12 protein-coding genes are annotated in these 19756 nt (G+C 35.0%); 10 read left to right on the top strand and 2 right to left on the bottom strand.

Going from position 1 to position 19756, the window contains the following annotated elements:
* From RB618_RS19170 to RB618_RS19130, 9 genes are all read left to right on the top strand, one after another.
* Positions 1-1482, top strand: coding sequence for an FGGY family carbohydrate kinase (locus RB618_RS19170; protein ID WP_308070237.1), 1482 nt, complete (start codon positions 1-3; stop codon positions 1480-1482).
* Positions 1483-1491: 9 nt separating this feature from the next.
* A complete protein-coding gene (xylA, locus tag RB618_RS19165; protein ID WP_308070236.1) occupies positions 1492-2817 on the top strand; it encodes a xylose isomerase in 1326 nt (441 codons plus the stop codon).
* Between the two features lie 532 nt (positions 2818-3349).
* A complete protein-coding gene (gene fsa, locus RB618_RS19160) occupies positions 3350-4006 on the top strand; it encodes a fructose-6-phosphate aldolase (RefSeq protein ID WP_308070235.1) in 657 nt (218 codons plus the stop codon).
* Positions 4007-4582: 576 nt separating this feature from the next.
* Positions 4583-7750, top strand: a complete 3168-nt coding sequence (locus tag RB618_RS19155) for a TonB-dependent receptor (protein ID WP_308070234.1) — start codon at positions 4583-4585, stop codon at positions 7748-7750.
* Positions 7751-7760: 10 nt separating this feature from the next.
* Positions 7761-9392 carry a RagB/SusD family nutrient uptake outer membrane protein gene (locus RB618_RS19150; protein WP_308070233.1) on the top strand — a complete coding sequence of 544 codons (1632 nt, stop codon included), beginning with the start codon at positions 7761-7763 and terminating at the stop codon, positions 9390-9392.
* A gap of 31 nt (positions 9393-9423) precedes the next feature.
* Positions 9424-10797 (top strand): glycan-binding surface protein, encoded by a 1374-nt coding sequence (locus RB618_RS19145; protein WP_308070232.1) that lies wholly within the window; start codon positions 9424-9426, stop codon positions 10795-10797.
* A gap of 12 nt (positions 10798-10809) precedes the next feature.
* Positions 10810-13023 (top strand): endo-1,4-beta-xylanase, encoded by a 2214-nt coding sequence (locus tag RB618_RS19140; RefSeq protein ID WP_308070231.1) that lies wholly within the window; start codon positions 10810-10812, stop codon positions 13021-13023.
* Between the two features lie 114 nt (positions 13024-13137).
* The gene (locus RB618_RS19135) at positions 13138-14787 is read left to right on the top strand and encodes a DUF5597 domain-containing protein (RefSeq protein WP_308070230.1); all 1650 of its coding nucleotides are present in this window, start codon (positions 13138-13140) and stop codon (positions 14785-14787) included.
* Positions 14788-15005: 218 nt separating this feature from the next.
* Positions 15006-16919: a sialate O-acetylesterase gene (locus RB618_RS19130; protein WP_308070229.1), complete on the top strand. Its 1914-nt coding sequence runs from the start codon at positions 15006-15008 to the stop codon at positions 16917-16919.
* A gap of 253 nt (positions 16920-17172) precedes the next feature.
* On the opposite strand, the gene RB618_RS19125 is transcribed toward RB618_RS19130, so the two are convergent.
* Positions 17173-18048, bottom strand: coding sequence for a LysR substrate-binding domain-containing protein (locus tag RB618_RS19125; RefSeq protein ID WP_308070228.1), 876 nt, complete (start codon positions 18046-18048; stop codon positions 17173-17175).
* A gap of 103 nt (positions 18049-18151) precedes the next feature.
* Here RB618_RS19125 and RB618_RS19120 point away from each other — a divergent pair, with 103 nt between their 5' ends.
* Positions 18152-18901: an MBL fold metallo-hydrolase gene (locus RB618_RS19120; RefSeq protein ID WP_308070227.1), complete on the top strand. Its 750-nt coding sequence runs from the start codon at positions 18152-18154 to the stop codon at positions 18899-18901.
* 48 nt (positions 18902-18949) lie between these two features.
* On the opposite strand, the gene RB618_RS19115 is transcribed toward RB618_RS19120, so the two are convergent.
* Positions 18950-19561: an RNA polymerase sigma factor gene (locus RB618_RS19115; RefSeq protein ID WP_274255678.1), complete on the bottom strand. Its 612-nt coding sequence runs from the start codon at positions 19559-19561 to the stop codon at positions 18950-18952.
* Between the last annotated feature and the right edge of the window lie 195 nt (positions 19562-19756).

Raw genomic sequence — 19756 nt, 5'->3', positions numbered from 1 at the left:
ATGTATTATATCGGATATGATATTGGAAGTTCTTCTGTCAAGGCGGCCTTGGTAGAAGCAGAAACGGGCAAAAAAGTAATCGTTTTGAATGAACCGCAGAACGAAATGGAAATCCTTTCGATTCACCCAGACTGGGCAGAGCAAGATCCCGAAATGTGGTGGCAGTACATTTGTACGGCGACTAAAAGAGCGATTAAAGAAGCTAATATTGATGCATCGAAAATTCAAGGAATTGGCATTTCGTACCAAATGCACGGATTGGTGATTGTCGATGCAGAAGGAAATGCACTTAGAAATTCAATTATCTGGTGTGACAGCCGTGCGGTTGAAATTGGAAATACCGCTTTCGCCGAAATTGGAGAAGAAAAATGCATGTCGCATTTATTGAATTCTCCAGGAAATTTTACCGCTTCGAAACTGAAATGGGTTAAAGAAAACGAACCAGCTGTTTACAATAAAATCTCAAAATACATGCTTCCGGGAGATTACATCGCTTTGAAATTAACAGGCGAAGTAACGACTACTAAAAACGGTTTGTCTGAAGGAATGCTTTGGGATTATAAAGAAAATAAAGTAGCTGATTGGCTTTTGGAATATTACGGAATTGATACAGCATTGACGCCAAAAATTGTAGAGAATTTTACAAATCAAGGTGTAGTTACAGAAAAAGCTGCTGCAGAATCAGGTCTTCCAGCAGGAATTCCGATTGTGTATAGAGCAGGAGATCAGCCAAATAATGCTTTGTCATTAAACGTGCTTCGTTCGGGAGAAGTTGCGGCAACAGGCGGTACGTCAGGCGTTTTCTATGCTGTTACAGAAACAAATTCAGGAAAAAGTACTCGTGTAAACAACTTTGTTCATGTAAATTATACAGAATCAAATCCGAGAGTTGGAAAATTGCTGAATATAAACGGAGCAGGAATCCAATACCGATGGATGCGAAACAATATCGGAAATGAATCCTACGAAGAAATGAATGAAAAAGCATCTCAGATAAATGTAGGTTCGCAAGGATTGGTTGTCATTCCGTTTGGAAATGGCGCTGAAAGAATGTTCAATAATAAAAACATTGGATCTCATATTTTAAACCTGAATTTTAATATTCATACCAACGCACATTTATTTAGAGCCTCTTTGGAAGCAATTGCATTTTCTTTTGTGTACGGAATGGAATGTCTGAAAGACGATAATGCAACTATTAATGTAATTAGAGCCGGAAATGATAATTTATTCCGTTCCGAAATTTTCTCTAATACAGTGGCTACATTAATCGGACATGAAATAGAAATTTACAATACAACTGGAGCAGTAGGCGCGGCAAGAGCAGTTGGCTTGACAGATGGTGACTTTGAAAAATTTGGTTCAGGAATTACAACAAACGATCACGTAATGACCTTTTTGCCTCTAAAAAATAAAGAGGAATACGAAACGGCTTATAAAAAATGGAAACAAGAATTAGAATTAATATTAACAACTAAATAAAAAAATCAAATGATAGTTTTAGGAGATAAAGAATACTACAAAGGTATCGGCCAAATTAAATTTGAAGGAAAAGAATCTGATAATCCGTTGGCTTTTAAATATTACAATCCAGATCAAGTTGTAGCTGGAAAAACAATGCGCGAGCACTTTAAATTTGCTATCGCTTACTGGCATACTTTCTGCGGACAAGGTAGCGATCCATTCGGGCCAGGAACGCAGCAATTTGCTTGGGATGCTTCATCAGATCCATATCAAGCGGCAAAAGATAAAGCAGACGCTGCTTTTGAATTCATCAGCAAAATGGGATTCGATTATTTCTGTTTCCACGATTACGATTTGATTGCTGAAGGAGCAACTTTCGCAGAATCAGAAAAACGTTTGGCTTTTATTACAGATTACTTAAAACAGAAAAAAGCAGAATCTGGAATTAAATTGCTTTGGGGAACTTCAAACTGTTTCTCAAACCCAAGATTCATGAACGGAGCAGCTACAAATCCAGATTTTAATGTAGTAGCAAGAGCTGGAGGACAAGTAAAATTAGCTTTGGACGCTACAATCGCTTTAGGCGGAGAAAACTACGTTTTCTGGGGTGGTAGAGAAGGTTATATGTCTTTGCTAAACACAGATATGGGAAGAGAATTAGACCACATGGCGCAATTCTTAACAATGTCTAGAGACTACGCTAGAGCACAAGGTTTTAAAGGAACTTTCTTTATCGAACCAAAACCAATGGAGCCATCTAAACACCAATACGATTTTGACTCGGCTACAGCAATCGGATTCTTGAAAAATTATGGTTTAGATAAAGATTTCAAAATCAATATCGAGGTAAACCACGCTACATTGGCACAACACACTTTCCAACACGAATTAGAAGTGGCTGCAAAAGCGGGAATGTTAGGAAGTATCGATGCCAACAGAGGAGATTACCAAAACGGATGGGATACAGATCAGTTCCCAAATAATATTCAAGAAACTACTGAAGCAATGTTGGTTTTCTTAAAAGCTGGCGGATTGCAAGGCGGTGGAGTTAACTTTGATGCTAAAATCAGAAGAAATTCTACAGATTTAGAAGATGTTTTCTTAGCGCACATTGGTGGAGCTGATACTTTTGCAAGAGCTTTATTGACTGCAGATAAAATTATCACTTCTTCTCCGTATGAGAAATTAAGAAAAGAAAGATACAGCTCATTCGATTCTGGAAAAGGAAAAGATTTTGCTGAAGGAAAATTAAATCTTAAAGATCTTTATACTATCGCTCACGAAAATGGAGAATTAAATCTTCAAAGCGGTAAACAAGAATTGTTTGAAAATATCATCAACCAATATATTTAATTGGTTTAGACTTTTATATCAAACCTAGCAGGTTTTGAAAACCTGTTAGGTTTCTACAAAAAATATTTTTAGTGAGACAGAAAATCTAAAAAGAGTTTTAATTTTTAATATGATAGCTATAAAACGTTATTTTCTTTAAAACTATTCTTTTAGATAAAAACTTCGAAAATGTGTATTAAGATTATGGCTTTTTTAAATGGAGATTTAAGAAAAACAGATTGAAGGTTTAGTTACTGTTTTTTGAAAATCGAAACAAATAAAAAGTCAGTTTGATAAAATAATTAAGTGAGTATTTTTTATTGAAGGTTTTTTGAAGAGCAAAATCAATCGAAATGCACATTTTTCACTCACTAGAACAAGCTGAGAACTTTGTCAAAGTTTTTTTTACTCAATCTTGTCATTTCGACGAAGGAGAAATCTTCGCAAGAAACTCGACAAAGATTGGCGATTTTGCATGCGGAATTACTAGTGTGATTCCTCGTTCCTCGGAATGACAAAAACTAACGGAACATAACCACAAACCAAAAAACTTATGAAATTTTTTATTGACACTGCCAATCTTCAAGACATCGAAGAGGCGCAGGCTTTAGGCGTTTTAGACGGCGTAACCACCAATCCGTCTTTAATGGCAAAAGAAGGCATTACAGGAAAAGAAAATATCCTGAAACATTATCTTGATATTTGCAATATTGTAGATGGAGATGTTTCGGCTGAGGTAATCTCAACCGACTTCGAAGGAATGATAAGAGAAGGCGAGGAATTGGCTGCTTTACATCCTCAGATCGTAGTGAAATTGCCTATGATTGGCGATGGTATAAAAGCCTGCAAATATTTTTCTTCAAAAGGAATTCGCACCAATGTAACTCTGGTATTTTCGGCGGGTCAGGCTTTGCTTGCCGCTAAAGCAGGAGCCACTTATGTTTCTCCATTTTTAGGGAGATTAGATGATGTTTCGACAGACGGAATGCATTTAATTGCTGAAATCAGAGAAATCTACGATAACTATAATTATCAGACCCAAATCCTTTCGGCTTCTGTAAGACATACTATGCATATTGTTAATTGTGCCAAAGTAGGATCAGATGTAATGACAGGACCACTTTCTGCGATAAAAGGATTATTGAAACATCCGTTAACGGATATTGGTCTGAAACAGTTCGTAGAAGATGCCAAAAAGATGAATCTCTAGTATTTTTATTTCCATTTTTATAGTTTTAAAACTCTCTTCCAGTTAGTTGGAAGGGAGTTTTTTTGTAAAATATAAGCAACCGATTGTTTCTGTTTTAGATTTTGTAAGAAATATATTCTTTGTAGGTTAGTGTGTTGGTTTACAGTTTTTAAGGACTTCGAAGTCTCATTACATAAGGGATGAGAAAAAAAATAATTTAAGAAGAATTTTTATACACTTACTACAACGTTTTAGTGCATTTTCAAAAAATCTCATTTTTTAACATTTTATATTTTTTTTAAGATTTTTAAGTAAACGATTTATTATCTCTAACGTTTTCGTTGTATTAAACATTGTTTTTGATGATTTTTTAAAATTTTACAAATATAAATGCAAATAATTCTTTTTTTAAGAGGTATTTTTTTGAAATTGAGAAATAAAATTAACGCAACCGATTGTGTGTTGTTGTTTTTTGCATATATTTGTTTTGACTATAAGTCGTTATTTGTTCGAAATGTTAAAATAAAAATGGATAACGAAGTCACTCAAAAACGAAAACTAACTAAACCAACTATTAACTCATTAAACCAATTATTTATGACTAACTTTTTAATTACTAAAGGCAGATCTAAATACTTTAAGAATTGGGGACTCTTAATCCTGATGCTGGTATTTTCTGCTGCAGTAAATGCACAAATTACTGTTACAGGTACTGTATCTGATGGTACCGGACCAATACCAGGTGTCAATATCATTGTAAAAGGAACCAAAACAAGTACTGTATCTAATTTTGACGGAACTTATACGCTTCAAGCCATTCCTACTAATAGTACTTTGGTTTTTAGCTTTATTGGATATAAACCGTATGAAGTGGCAGTAAATAATAAAACTAAAATTGATGCTGTACTAGAAGAGAATTTAAATGACTTAAAAGAGGTGGTTGTTATTGGATACGGAACAGCAAAAAGAGCAGATTTAACAGGAGCGATTTCTTCTATTTCTAGTAGCGCAGTAACCCAATCTGTCTCTACAACTATAGATCAGGTTTTACAAGGTAGAGCAGCGGGAGTACAAATTCAGCAGAATAGTGGTACGCCTGGAGGAAGCTCTTCGGTACGTATTCGTGGTATAAGCTCGATTACAGGTTCTAATGAGCCGATTTATGTAATTGATGGTGTTATTATAGATGGTAATTCAGGTTCATTAAATGCAAATCCGCTTTCGGGAATTAACCCTAATGATATTGCTTCTGTCGATATTTTAAAAGATGCTTCAGCAACTGCGATTTATGGATCTAGAGCTGCAAATGGGGTAATTATAGTTACAACTAAAACAGGTAGAAAAGGAGATTTGACTTTAAATTTTGATAGTTATGTAGGATGGCAGCAAATGCCTAAAGAATTGCAAGTGCTAAATTTGAGAGAATATGGGACGCTAAAAAACACGCGTGCAGATTTAGGAATCGTTCAAAGAGATCCTTATTTTATTCGTCCTGATTTATTGGGAGAAGGAACCAATTGGCAAGATGAATTATTTCAAACAGGTTTAATTCAAAGTTATAATTTATCTGCTTCTGGCGGATCTGATACTACTACGTATGCCTTAGGAATGTCTTATTTTGATCAAGAAGGAACTATCATAGGATCTTCTTTCGATCGTATGACGATTCGCGCTGTAGTTGATTCTCAAGTAAAAAAATGGATGAAAGTTGGAGTAAACTTAAATGCATACAAAAACAATCAAGTAACTACGGTAAATGATGATTCGGTAATCTTAACCGCTTTAAAACAGACTCCAAACGTAGCAGCTAGAAATGCTGACGGTACTTTTGACGGACCAGATACAACAGAATTCGTTCAGACTAATCCGCTGGGAATTGCGATGCTTAAAGATAATCACGGAAAAGACTACGGAATTAGAGGGAATGTTTATGCAGAAATTGGTTTTACAAAAGATTTAAAATTTAAAACAACCTATTCTATTGATTATGGTTTTGGAAACCGCTATACTTTTAATCCGTCTTATACTTTTGGAGCATTATCAAATGAGGTAAGAGAAGGATCAAGAACAAAATCAACCAGCGAAAACTGGATTTGGCTTAATACTCTAACTTATAATAAAATGTTCGGAAAACATAATGTTAACGCTATGTTGGCTCAAGAGCTTCAAGAGCAAAACTGGGAAAATCTTTATGGATACCGTTCAGGTTATTTAACAAACGGAGCAACAGATTTAAATGCAGGTGATCCTACTACAGCAAGAAACTCAAATGCAAGTTCTACAAAATCGCTTAGTTCTTATTTTGCAAGAGCAAATTATACATTTGATGATAGGTATATTTTAACAGGAACAATTAGAAGAGATGGATCTTCTCAATTTGCAGAAGGCAACAAATGGGATTGGTTTCCATCTGCCTCTTTAGCTTGGAAAGTTTCAAACGAATCATTTTTAAAAGAAAATCAAACTGTTAGTAATCTAAAGCTACGTGCAGGATGGGGAGTTACAGGTAACTCAAGTGTACCAAATAATGCGTATACGTCTATTTACGGTACTTCAGCAACCAATTGGGGAAGCGGACAAATTGCAACCAATACAGCAAATCCAGATTTAAAATGGGAAAAATCAAACCAGACTAATATTGGTTTAGATATTGGACTTCTTGATAATAGAATTGAAATTACAGCAGATGCTTACTACAAGAAAACAGACGATTTATTATTAAGATTATCACTTCCAGCTTATGTAGGAACAACGGGTCAGGGAGCTACGGCACCGCCTTTTGCTAATATTGGATCGCTTGAAAATAAAGGTTTTGAGTTTACAATCAACACAATTAACATGCAGAGAAAAGATTTTGTATGGAAATCAAATTTCAATATTTCAATGAACAGATCTAAAGTCTTGAAGTTAAATTCAGAATCAGGAGTTTACGATCAGACTTTACAGCAAGGTTCAGATGTAACAGTAGTTACACGTACTGCTGTAGGTCAGCCGTTAGGACAATTTTATGGGTATAAAGTAATCGGGCGTTTTGAAAAAGCAACAGATTTCTATTATAAAGATGCCACAGGAACAGTAAAACCAACAGCTTTGCCAGAAGGAATGGCAATTGGTGAAAATGGAGTTTGGATTGGAGACTATATGTTTGAAGATGTAAATAAAGATGGTGTAATCAATGAGAAAGATGCAGGGTACATTGGTAATCCTAATCCAGATTTTACATTTGGCTTTAATAATAGTTTCTCTTTCTTAGGATTTGATGTGAGTATTTTATTTACAGGTTCGTATGGAAATGAAGTTTTAAATTACCAAAGAAGATGGTTAGAAAACCCTCGCGAGAACACCAATTTATTGAAAACATCTTTAGGATACGCGCAATTAGAATTAATCGATCCGAATGGACCAAACGATTATCGTAACGTTCAGATTGTAGGCGGAGATCCTTATATGCCTAGAATCGCGGCTTCATCAGCGGCTTCGGCTTCAAACTATCGCTTGAGCAACAGATTTGTTGAGGATGGTTCTTACATAAGACTTAGAAACATTTCATTATCGTATAATCTTCCTAAAGACTTATACTCTAAGTACGGAATTTCAAATGTAAAAGTGACGTCAAACATGCAGAATGTTTTAACCTTTACGAAGTATAAAGGGTACGATCCAGAAGTTGGAGCGATAAACCAAAACCAGCTTTTAAATGGTATCGATAACGGACGTTATCCTTCGCCAACAATCACTACACTTGGATTAACAGTTAATTTCTAAAAAGCGCACAATGAAAACAAAGAAAATATTTTACACGGCTTTAATTATTGCATTGCCATTTGTTTGGACGAGTTGCAGCGATATTTTAGACGTTGAGCCAAACGATGTCATTACAAAAGAAAATTTTTATAAATCAGAGTCTGATTTTCAGGCTGCAACGGGACCATTATACAACAAAGTATGGTTTGATTTTAATGATAAATTTTATTATGGATTAGGAGACGGACGTGCCGCAAACATGTATGCGCCTTTCTCAGATTATATTTATCCTTTTACAGATTTAACAGAAACTGGATTAACAGGACCTCTAGTTTCGGCTTGGGCATCATTGTATAATGTAGTGCAGCAGTCTAATAATGTAATTATCGGAATTTCAGAAAGTCCGTTAAGCGATGCCGTTAAAAACAAATACATTGCCGAAGCTCGTTTCATGAGAGGAACTGCTTATTGGTATTTAGCTTCATTGTGGGGAGATGTGATTATTTCTACAGATCCGAGAGAATTGGTAAAAAATCCAGTTGTGAATAAAAACCCAATGAAAGATGTTTATGAATTTTCTATACGTGATTTAGAGTTTGCCGCTAAATATCTTCCAGAAACTGCTGGTCAGGCTGGACGTTTAACGAGGTATAGCGCATTCGGAATGCTTTCTCGCGTTTATTTGTCTTTTTCAGGAGTTGGCGACAATCCAAATAGCGGAACTCGCAATCAAGAATATCTTGATTTGGCTAAAAAAGCGGCAGAAAAAGTAATGAGTTCAGGGTCTTACAGCTTAATGACAAATTATGAAGATTTATTCATGATTGATAATAACAACAATACCGAATCGATGTTTGCATTGCAATGGGTTCCAAACGGAGATTTTGGAGTAAACAATACACAACAGGCTTACTTTGCATTAGGTTCTGATATTACGGGAGATGATGCTGCTTGGGGATATTGGACAAGAGCTTCTTATAATGTTTTACAAGAATATGAATCAAAAGATCTTCGCCGTAAAGCAACTTGGATGGGAGATAATGATCATTATGCTGAAATTAATAAAGCAAATGGAGGTTATACTGTAGATCATGGAGCTGATTTCCTTACGGTTAAAAAAGGAGTTGTAGGTTCTACAAAAGACAATTCTAAAATTACTCGTATGAATTCTGTTTTGAATACCTATATGTTGCGTCTGGGAGAAGTTTATTTAAATTACGCAGAAGCAGCTTTAGGAAACAATGCCTCAACGGCAGATGCAACAGCTATCTCAGTGGTAAATAGACTTCGCACCCGTGCAGGTTTAGATCCAAAAACAACTTTGACTTATGCAGATCTTGCACACGAAAGAAGAGTAGAGTTATGTATGGAAGGACAATACTGGTATGATTTAGTTCGTAGAGCTTACTACAAACAGCAAGAAGTAATTAACTATATAACAGCACAAAATAGAGGAACAATCACTCCAATTTTGTACGACACAGCGACAAATACAGTTACGGTTGATGCTTCAAAAGCGACAAGTCCGAGAGCAATTGGAGTAATTGATGCAACCATTTTCACGCTTCCTTATCCAGAATCTGAATTAGTTCAGAATCCGTTATTGAGAGAAAATCCTGTTCCGTATCAGTTTACAGAAGAGAAAATAAAAGACTTATTCTAGTTTCAGAAATAAAAAACTAAAAGACATAAATATGAAATATATTTTAACTAAAAAGTATTGGGCGCCTATTGCATTGTTAAGCATGATGGTTTTCGGTATGCTATTTACTTCTTGCGACAACAACGATTCAGAAGGAGGCGCAATTACAATTACAAAAGTGTTTTTAGAAGATGTAAATTCAACAGTGCCAGATAGAGAAGTAACTTTTGCCCGTTTAGGACAGCTATTACGCATAGAAGGTTCAGGTTTTGAAGGACTAAAGAAAGTTTACATTAACGGATATTCAACCTATTTTAATGTGGTTTTTGTTTCTAATAATTCAATGCTGGTAAGCGTTTCTGGAGATACGCCAATTTTAGAAGCAGATCCATCAGTAAGAAATACAATTAGATTTGTAAATGACAATAACGAATTCACTTTTCCTTTTGAAATTAGAGCTGGGAAACCAGAAATTACGCGAATTTCGAATACAATGCCTAATGCAGGAGAAACAATTACAGTTTATGGAAGTGGTTTAACAGAAGTAACCAAAGTAGTTTTCCCGGGCAATGTTGAGGTTACATCAGGAATTGTTTCAGATGAAGATGGAGAATCATTTACAGTTGTAGTTCCAAGTGGCGTGTCGGATAATGGAGGCTCATTATACGTTCAAGGATCAAATGGAGGCGTATATTCTCCAGCATATTTTAACTGTAAAAGAGCTATTATTTTAGATTTTGACGGAAGAGGACAGCACAGTTTCTGGGGAACACCGCCAGCCACAGGTATGATTCTAGGAACCGATTTGGAATCGGCTTCAATTGGTGCCGGAAATCTCTCTCATGGTAAGTATGTACCGCATCGTCCATCTCGTCTTACTTCGATAGCAGCCGCTACAGGAAGAGCGACAGAAGTTTGGACAGGAGGAACAGGTGTTGATAACTGGAGAGCTCAATTTACCCCTTTTATTCCAGCAACCACACCGTTGGATAAAGTCGCATTTCAATTTGATATTTATGTACCAGATGCATGGAAAGATTCGGGCTATTTAAAAATATGTACAATTAATAATTTCAACGCAGGAGCATGGTCCGGAGGAGTTTATAATTATATTCCTTGGTTAGTCGATGGAAAATCTGTCGCTTTCCAAACTTCAGGATGGGTAACTGTTACTATTCCTTTAAACAAATTTTATCAATGGTCTAAAGAAGCTGCAACATTTGAAACCGTTTTAGCTTATCGCGAAGCTGCAACGTATCAGAACTTTGGTATTTGGTTCGAAAATTTGGATGTAAAAATGAAAGATGTACTAGGAAACACAAGCGAAGAAGAATTTGCATCAAAAGCAACTTCTGTAAAAGTGTACACTGATAATTGGAGAATTGTACCATTAGATACACCAGTTTATAATGATTTCCCTAACTAAAAAATGACCAAAATGAAATATATAAAAATATTACCTGTAATTGCTTCATCATTGTTGTTATTCGCATCTTGCGATGACAACTTGATGGAGTGGGGAAAAGACCCAGAGCATGGAGAAGTAACAGGAGCTGAGCTTCCGTTGGCTTTAGTAGAAAAAATAGGCCGTTACGAACCATTAAAAAACTATTCAGATTTTCCTTTAGGAAACGGAATCGGAATCAGTTTGTATATGAGTGATCCTGCTTATAGAAAAATCGTAAACGAAAATTTTGATGAGGTAACGCCAGGTTACGAAATGAAGCACGGTGCAATGGTAAACTCTAAAGGAGAAATTAATTTTACTAATGTTGATGCCTTTATCGCGGCAACAAAGAGCGCAGGATTAAAAGTTTTTGGACACACTTTAATTTGGCATTCCAATCAAAATGCCAGTTATTTAAACGGTATTATTGCCCCAACAGTAATTCCAGGTTCAAGCGGAACTAATATTCTTGATGTAGCAGGTTTAAAAAGCGGAACATTTACAAATTGGCTGAGAAATAATCCAGGAAAAGGAATCTCGATTGTAGCCAATTCAGGTTTGGCAACCAACACGCAAGCCATTAAAATGGAAGCAAGTGCAACATCTTCTGCTGCACATCATTTGCAATTAACATCGCCAAATATTCCAATTGTGAGCGGTCATAATTATGAAATATCGTTCTATGTAAAATCAGATGTTGCTGGTAAAGGACGTGTTTCATTTAATACCTCTTTGACCAATCAGTGGCCATATAAAGATTGGTTTGCAACAGGAGGAACTTGGACAGAAGCTTTTGCAACTACGTCTTCTTGGCAGCAAGTTAAAATAAAAGTAGCGCCTGGCGATTTTAAAGCAGGAAGCACCACTTTTCAGTTTAATTTAGATTTAGGCTATCTTCCAAATGTTGCCTACTTGATAGATGTAAATACTTTAGCAGTTGTAGATCTAGATGCCACAACAGGACCAGTTAATTTAATTGCTAACGGAACTTTTAATTCTGGTATTACTGGATGGAATAAAGCCAATGGAGCAGCAGATGCTCTAAGTGCAGGAACAGGAGCTTCAAATGTTTATGAAGGAAGCGGATCAATGAAAGTAGTAAATGCAACATCTGATGCTGGAAACCAATGGAAAACTCAAATCCAAACTACTTTTACCTCTGCATTGGTAGCAGGAAAAAACTATACGATTTCTTATATGATTCGTTCTGAAGCAAATGGTTCTGTAAGATGCTCCACTACACCATCATCAAATGCAAGTTATCAGGCAGATCAAGCAACAACAACGACATGGAAACAGATAGAATGGAAAATCACAGCAAAAGGCGGTGAGACAGGTTTTGGTTTTGATTTAGGAGGAGCTGCTGGAACGTATTATATCGACAATGTTCTAGTATCTGATGGATCATCATCTGCCGGTAATGTACCAACAGCACCGATTACAGTTGAAAAAACAGAAGTTGAGAAAACCAAAATTATTGGCGATGCCATGACAGATTGGATTTCTAAAATGATGACGCACTACAAAACAAGTGTTTTCTCTTGGGATGTTGTCAATGAACCAATGAAAGAAGATGGAACTTTAAGAAACGGAACAGAAGGAGATACTGCTACAGACTATTTCTCATGGGTAAAATATCTAGGAAAAGATTATGCTGTAACTGCTTTTAAACTAGCGCGCCAGTACGGAAATGAAACAGATAAGCTTTTCATTAATGATTATAATTTAGAATCGAGATTAGATAAATGTGATGGATTGATCGAATATGTGAAATATATAGAAGGTAAAGGTGCTAGAATTGACGGAATCGGAACGCAGATGCACATTGGTCTAACAACTGATAAAGATAAAATTGCTCAGATGTTTCAAAAATTGGCAGCGACAGGAAAATTGATTAAAATTTCTGAATTGGACATCAGATTAGGAACGGCGACGCCAACAGTGGAACAGCAAGCTTCTCAAGCAGAAATGTATCAGTATGTTATTGATATGTACAAAAAATACATTCCTGCACCTCAACAATACGGAATCACAATTTGGGGAGTATCTGATAATTCTAAAGAGCATGAATACTGGCTTCCAAACGAATCTCCAAATCTTTGGGATGCAAACTATGTTCGCAAACATGCTTATAAAGGTGCAGCAGACGGACTTGCAGGAAAAGATGTGAGTTTAGGTTTCTCAGGAGAATTACAAAAACCTTAAATATTTAATTAGTAATATATCCATAGTGCAAGTCTATAAAAGGTTCTGCGCTATGGATTGTTTATTTTCTTAACTTTTATGCTCAAGATTTATTAGAGCAAAAAACAAATCAAAATGGCTTTCAATCTTAAAACAAACCGAATAAGAGTTTTTACAAAAGGCAAATTGTTTCTCATTGCATTCTTGGCAATACAATTTGGTTTTAGTCAAAACATGCCTCATCTTCAAAAGATAGGTAACAAAACACAACTAATTGTAAACCAAAAGCCTTTCTTAATACGAGGCGGAGAATTAGGAAATTCTTCTGCAACCAGTATGGAAAGCATGGAAACCATCTGGCCAAAACTTGTAGATATGAACCTCAACACAGTTTTAACTCCAATTTATTGGGAGTTGATAGAGCCGCAAGAAGGCAAGTTTGATTTTCAGTTAGTAGACGATTTGATTCTTCGTGCACGAAAAGAAAACTTAAAACTCGTTTTTCTATGGTTCGGATCTTGGAAAAATAGTATGTCGAGTCATGCGCCAGAATGGGTAAAACTGAACCAGAAAAAATATCCGAGAGTTAAAGACGATAAAAATAAAAGTCATGAAATTTTAACGCCTTTTAGCGAAAATAATCTTCAGGCCGATTTGAATGCCTTCAAAAAACTAATGGCGCATATCAAAGATTTCGACCAAAAAGAGCAGACTGTAATCATGATTCAGGTTGAAAACGAAATCGGAATGCTGCCAACTGCCAGAGATTATCACGCTTTAGCGAATGTTGCATTTCAGAAATCAGTTCCAGATGAATTGATTAAATATTTAGAAAAAAACAAACAAAAACTAGTTCCCGAATTTTTAGAAATCTGGAAGAAAAACGGATTTAAAACCAAAGGAAATTGGGAAGATGTTTTTGGTAAAGGACTTCATACCGACGAAATCTTCATGGCTTGGTATTTCTCAAAATTCACCAATGTTGTTGCAAAAGCAGGAAAAGATGTTTATCCGATTCCGATGTTTGTTAATGCGGCTTTAAATGCTCCAGAAAAAAAACCGGGACAATATCCAAGTGCAGGACCGTTGCCTCATATTATGGACGTTTGGAAAGCGGCAGGAAACACAATCGACTTTTTAGCGCCCGATTTTTACAATCCGTCTTTCAAACAATGGAACGATTTATTTACCCGTCAAGGCGATCCGTTGTTTATTCCAGAACATAAATTTGATGAAACAGCTCCTTTCAAAGGTTTATATGCTATCGGACATTATGAAGCGATTGGTTTTTCACCATTTTCTATAGAATCTGTTGCCGATGCCAAAAAAGAACCTTTAGGGAAAATATACGATTTAGTAGAGCAGTTAACTCCAACAATTGAAGCCAATAAAGGACAAGGAAAAATTGATGGTGTTTTGCTAGACAAAGAAAATAATACGCAAATCATCAAAATGGGTGATTACGAATTCACTTTCAAACACGATTATACCTTAAATTGGTCTGATGGAGCAAAAGCTGAGGTTTGGCCAATGTCAAGCGCCATTATTATTGAAATTGCTAAAGATGAATTTTACATTTCAGGTTCAGGAATTGTGGTTACTTTTAAACCATTAAAAGAAAATGTAAATGCAGGAATTCTAAAAACCGATCAAGGCAAATTTGAAAATGAAAAATGGAAAACCATAAGACATTTTAACGGAGATCAAACCCATCAAGGCAGACATTTAAGAATCTCAGTTGGAGATTACGAAATTCAAAAAATAAAATTATATAGTTATGAATAGTTTTTTTTTGCCACGAATTTCACTAATCATTACTTTGTCTATAAAATTGAAATCGCACGAATTTTTTAATTTGTGAAATTGAAGACAATTACAAAATAATTAGTGTCAATTTGTGAAATTCGTGGCAGAAAAAATTTTAGCCACAGATTAAAAGGATTAAAAGGATTTTTTATAATCTGTGTTAATCTTTTTAATCTGTGGCAAAAAAAATATATCAAATGAAAAGCAAAATAACATTACTGGCTGTCCTTTTAAGCTTTGCAATTAATGCCCAAATAAAACTTCCAAAACTTATAAGCGATGGAATGATTTTACAGCGTGATACAAAAGTCAATATCTGGGGTTGGGCATCGCCAAATGAAAATATAGAACTCGATTTCAAAGGAAAAAAATATAAAACCATCACAGCAGGAGATGGAAAATGGTCCATTCGGCTTCCATCGCAAAAAGCAGGCGGGCCTTACGAAATGACTTTAAAAGCGTCAAACACAATTGTATTAAAAAACATTCTTTTCGGTGATGTTTGGCTGTGTTCTGGTCAATCGAATATGGAATTGTCGATGGATCGCTTAAAGGACAAATACAAAGACGTTATTGCAAAATCTGCTAATCCGCAAATCCGACAATTTTTAGTTCCCGATGAATATTATTTCGCAAAAGAAAGAAACGATTTTTCGTCTGGTTCTTGGGTTGAAGCAAATCCTTTAAACGTTTTGCAATTTACAGGCGTTGGTTATTTTTTCGCTTCAGAAATATACGAAAAGTATAAAATTCCAATAGGATTAATCAACAGCGCTTTGGGTGGTTCTCCGGCAGAATCTTGGATTAGCGAAGAGAGCATTAAAAAATTTCCCGAGTATTATGAGGAATATTTAAAATTCAAAGACGGAAAACTCGAAAAACAAATTGAAGAAAACGACCGAAAAGTTAGTTCAAATTGGTATAAAAAACTGAATGAAACCGATCTTGGATTGAAAGATAAATGGAGAAATTCTGTTGAAATTTCAGATTGGAACGAAATGAATATTCCAGGTTATTGGGCTGATGGTGAACTCGGAAAAACAAACGGTTCAGTTTGGTTTAAAAAAGATTTTATTCTGGAAAAAGTAAAAGAAAATCAGGCAAAATTAATTTTAGGAAGAATTGTAGATGCCGATTCGGTTTTTGTAAACGGACATTTCGTTGGAACAACTTCGTACCAATATCCGCCAAGAATTTATTCTTTTAATGCCAATGTTTTAAAAGAAGGAAAAAACGAGATTACAGTTCGCGTTATTAATAATTCAGGAAGAGGAGGTTTTGTAACCGATAAACCTTATGAACTGATTATTGGCGACAAAACCATCGATTTGAAAGGAGCTTGGAAATACAAATTAGGTTCAAAAATGGAACCGCTTCCAGGGCAGACTTTTGTACGCTGGAAACCAGTCGGACTGTACAATGCAATGATTGCACCTTTGAAAAATTATCCAATAAAAGGTATTTTGTGGTATCAAGGGGAAGCCAATACCAAAAAGCCTTTGGAATATGGAGCTTTAATGGAAACCTTAATTGCTAATTGGCGAGCACAGTGGAAACAAGAAACTTTGCCTTTTTTACTAGTGCAACTTCCAAATTTTATGGAGCCAAAACCAGAACCAGCCGAAAGCAATTGGGCAGCTTTGAGACAGCAGCAGTTAAATACGCTGAAAGTTGCAAATACAGGATTGGCCATAACAATAGACTTGGGCGAATGGAATGATATTCACCCATTGAACAAATATGATGTTGGAAAAAGATTATCGTTGCAAGCTAGAAAATTGGTTTATGGAGAGAAAAATTTAACCGCCTCAGGTCCGCTTTTTCAATCTATGAAGCAAAACGGAGATAAATTGATTTTAAGCTTCTCAGATGTTGGAACAGGTTTCATGATTAAAAAAGGAAACGAATTAAAAGAATTTGCCATTGCTGGAACAGACGGAAAGTTTGTTTGGGCAAAAGCAATTATTGAAGGCGATAAAATCGTAGTTTGGAATGATGCCGTTTTAAATCCCTTAAAAGTTCGTTATGCTTGGGCAGATAATCCAGTAGAAGCCAATTTATACAATAAAGAAAATTTGCCCGCTTCGCCTTTTGAAGCAGAGTTGAAGTAGATTTTTAGTAATGAGAACTTTGTCAAAGTTTAAAACTTTGACAAAGTTTGCTGCAAACAATTTTTAGACAAAATTCCGGAGGAATGAAATATTTATAGATTATTTTTATACATGGTTAGCAAAAGCTCCAGAGGAGCGACATAATCCTATAATTAATATTTCACCCCGCTGGGGCTCTTTTGAAATGGGAATAATTGTTTCTATAAATATTTCGTCCCGCTGGGACTTGTTTTAAAAATTCGATATTTAAAAACTATTTCAAATTTTCTACCAACATTTTCAAAAATACCTTAACTGCTTTTTTCTCATATACTTCCTTCAAAGAAATAAGCATCGCTGTTCGCGTCATATTTTTGCCTTGAATCGGAATGGCGTACAAATCTTTCTCGTTTTCAATAGTAGTTTTGGTCAAAATGGTATGCCACTTTCCAGTTTTAATCAGTTCGAGTAGAGTTGGAATATCGTTTATTTCAATCGTAACATTTGGATGTAAATTGCTTTTTTCAAAAGCTTTATTGATAAACTGAGTTGTACTGAAACCACTCGAAGGAAGTGCAAGAGGCAACGAACTTACCTCATCTAAAGAAATGCTTTTTTTATGCGTTAAAGGCGTTTCTGATGCCGTAACCAAAGCCATGGGCGAAGTAAATAATTCCAAATATTTAAAATGTGCTTCTGAGGCTATTTCTTCAAAAGTCAGGATTACATCAAGTTCAAAATGATTTAGTTTATGAATTAATTCCTGCGAAGTTCCAAACACAATTTCGAATTGAATTTTAGGGTATTGAGAACTAAACAAAATCAATGCTTTTGTGACCACATGACGTAAGGCATACGTTACGCCAATTGCTACTTTTCCTGTTTCCAGATTATTTAAATCTTTTAATAATTCCAATCCATCAGAAGCTTTGTTGACAGATTGTTGGGCGTAAACGGCAAACAAATCTCCAGCTTCAGTAAGCGTAATTCTTTTTCCAATTCGGTTAAAAAGAGGAACCTGTAGTTCATCTTCCAGCTGTTTAATTTGCTGCGATAATGTACTTTGACTGATGTAAAGCGCCGAAGCAGCTTCGGTAAAATTCAGTAATTCTTTTGCTTTTAGAAAATATTTTAGCTGTCGAAGTTCCATTTCTAAATCGGTTTTATCGATTGATTTTATCGAAAAATAAGGTTTTACAAATATAGAAATTCTTTAGAACTTTGTCGTGTTGCAAAATTAAAGCAAAAACAAAATGGAAATTATAGCTTTACAAGAAGGAAATTATGTTGCCAATTCTCAAAAAGAATTTCAACTTTTAACAGCTGAATCAACGACTCCAGGTTTAAAAATGGCAATCCAGCCCTTTGTTGTTATCACCGACAATGATGTTATTTTATTAGACTTCGGTTTGGGATTTGTTAATAATGGCGTTCCGTTTATTTATGAAATTCTGAGAAAAAACAATATAGAGCCTCAACAAATAACAAAAGTTTTGGTTTCACATTTGCATAAAGATCATATTGAAGGAATCGGTTATTTTGAAAACGGAAATCTGGTTCAAAATTTTCCAAACGCGACAATTTATATTCAAGAAAGAGAAATTGATTTTGCTCTTGAACAAATTAACAATCCTTCTTATGTATTTGAAATACTAAACGAGCTAAAAAAACTTCCTAATGTAGAATTGCTGAATTCTGATAGTGGAAATATAACCGATGAAATTTTCTATGAAGTTTCGGCAGGGCATACCCAATTTCATCAAGTTTTTTGGATTAAAGCCGATGATGAGATTGTTTTTTATGGAGCCGACGATTTGCCTCAAAAAATATATTGGTCCATGCACGTTGCCTACAAAACTGATTTTGACGGAAAACGAGCCATGCAATCGCGTAAAAAATGGGAACAGCAGGCTAAAGATGAAAACTGGAAAGTGCTTTTTTATCACGATATGAAAACGCCTGTTGTAGCGTTTTTTGAAGAAGAAATGAAATACGTATCATAAATAAAAGATTTGCAATCAATTTCAACTTTAAAACAATAAAAAGAAAATTCAGATTAAATTATTTAGTCTGAATTTTTTTTTAGCAGAAAACAGAAGAAATAAAACACTTCTCACTTTTTCTTCAAGTGAAGTCCTTAGAATAGAAAATGCTTTTGTAATCTGAGCTTCAACGGTTTTTATTGAAACGTCAAGATGTTCTGCAATTTCGATATTGGTTAAACCTTCTTTTTTACTTAGAATAAAAACCTCTTTACATTTTGGAGGAAGGTTCTGAATTTCTTTATTTACAGCATTCAAAACTCTTTTAAAATCCTCAGAATCTTCTTCCTGAACAATTCCGTTTAAGGCATCATAATAGGACTTTTCCAAAGAAAACAAAGACTGGTTTTTTCGATATAAATCGATAAACTCATTATAAGTCAATTTATAAAGAAAGCTTTTTAGAGAATGATCCGCTTTTAATCTTGTGCGTTGCTCCCACACTTTTATAAAAACGTTCTGCACAATATCTTCGGCGCTGTAAACATTTTTTACCAAGCTGTTGGCATACACACAAAGTTTATGATGATAGGTATCAATAAGATACGTGTAAGCGCTTTCATCTCCATTTCTGAGAGATTCAATTAGAATGGTATTATCGCTGTAATCATCAATCTTCATAAAAACAAATATATAAATTAATAGTTTTTTAGGGTAAAAAGTGAACTGAAATTGCTCAAAACGACTTCTTTTTTTCTTTTCTATTCGAAATTTATTACAAATAAAAAAGGAATAAAATGCAAATATAAATCTTTTGTTTTATAATTTCTACCAAATTAGTCGAGTTTTATTGAAAGAAAAGACTTGTGAAAAATA

Source organism: Flavobacterium sp. LHD-85, from assembly GCF_030929595.1.
Lineage (GTDB): Bacteria > Bacteroidota > Bacteroidia > Flavobacteriales > Flavobacteriaceae > Flavobacterium.
This window is presented reverse-complemented; position numbering and strand designations above follow the sequence as displayed.

Coding starts and splice junctions, on each gene's coding strand:
- RB618_RS19170 (WP_308070237.1), top strand. CDS start 1: ATGTATTATATCGGATATGATATTGGAAGTTCTTCTGTCAAGGCGGCC.
- xylA (WP_308070236.1), top strand. CDS start 1,492: ATGATAGTTTTAGGAGATAAAGAATACTACAAAGGTATCGGCCAAATT.
- fsa (WP_308070235.1), top strand. CDS start 3,350: ATGAAATTTTTTATTGACACTGCCAATCTTCAAGACATCGAAGAGGCG.
- RB618_RS19155 (WP_308070234.1), top strand. CDS start 4,583: ATGACTAACTTTTTAATTACTAAAGGCAGATCTAAATACTTTAAGAAT.
- RB618_RS19150 (WP_308070233.1), top strand. CDS start 7,761: ATGAAAACAAAGAAAATATTTTACACGGCTTTAATTATTGCATTGCCA.
- RB618_RS19145 (WP_308070232.1), top strand. CDS start 9,424: ATGAAATATATTTTAACTAAAAAGTATTGGGCGCCTATTGCATTGTTA.
- RB618_RS19140 (WP_308070231.1), top strand. CDS start 10,810: ATGAAATATATAAAAATATTACCTGTAATTGCTTCATCATTGTTGTTA.
- RB618_RS19135 (WP_308070230.1), top strand. CDS start 13,138: ATGGCTTTCAATCTTAAAACAAACCGAATAAGAGTTTTTACAAAAGGC.
- RB618_RS19130 (WP_308070229.1), top strand. CDS start 15,006: ATGAAAAGCAAAATAACATTACTGGCTGTCCTTTTAAGCTTTGCAATT.
- RB618_RS19125 (WP_308070228.1), bottom strand. CDS start 18,048: ATGGAACTTCGACAGCTAAAATATTTTCTAAAAGCAAAAGAATTACTG.
- RB618_RS19120 (WP_308070227.1), top strand. CDS start 18,152: ATGGAAATTATAGCTTTACAAGAAGGAAATTATGTTGCCAATTCTCAA.
- RB618_RS19115 (WP_274255678.1), bottom strand. CDS start 19,561: ATGAAGATTGATGATTACAGCGATAATACCATTCTAATTGAATCTCTC.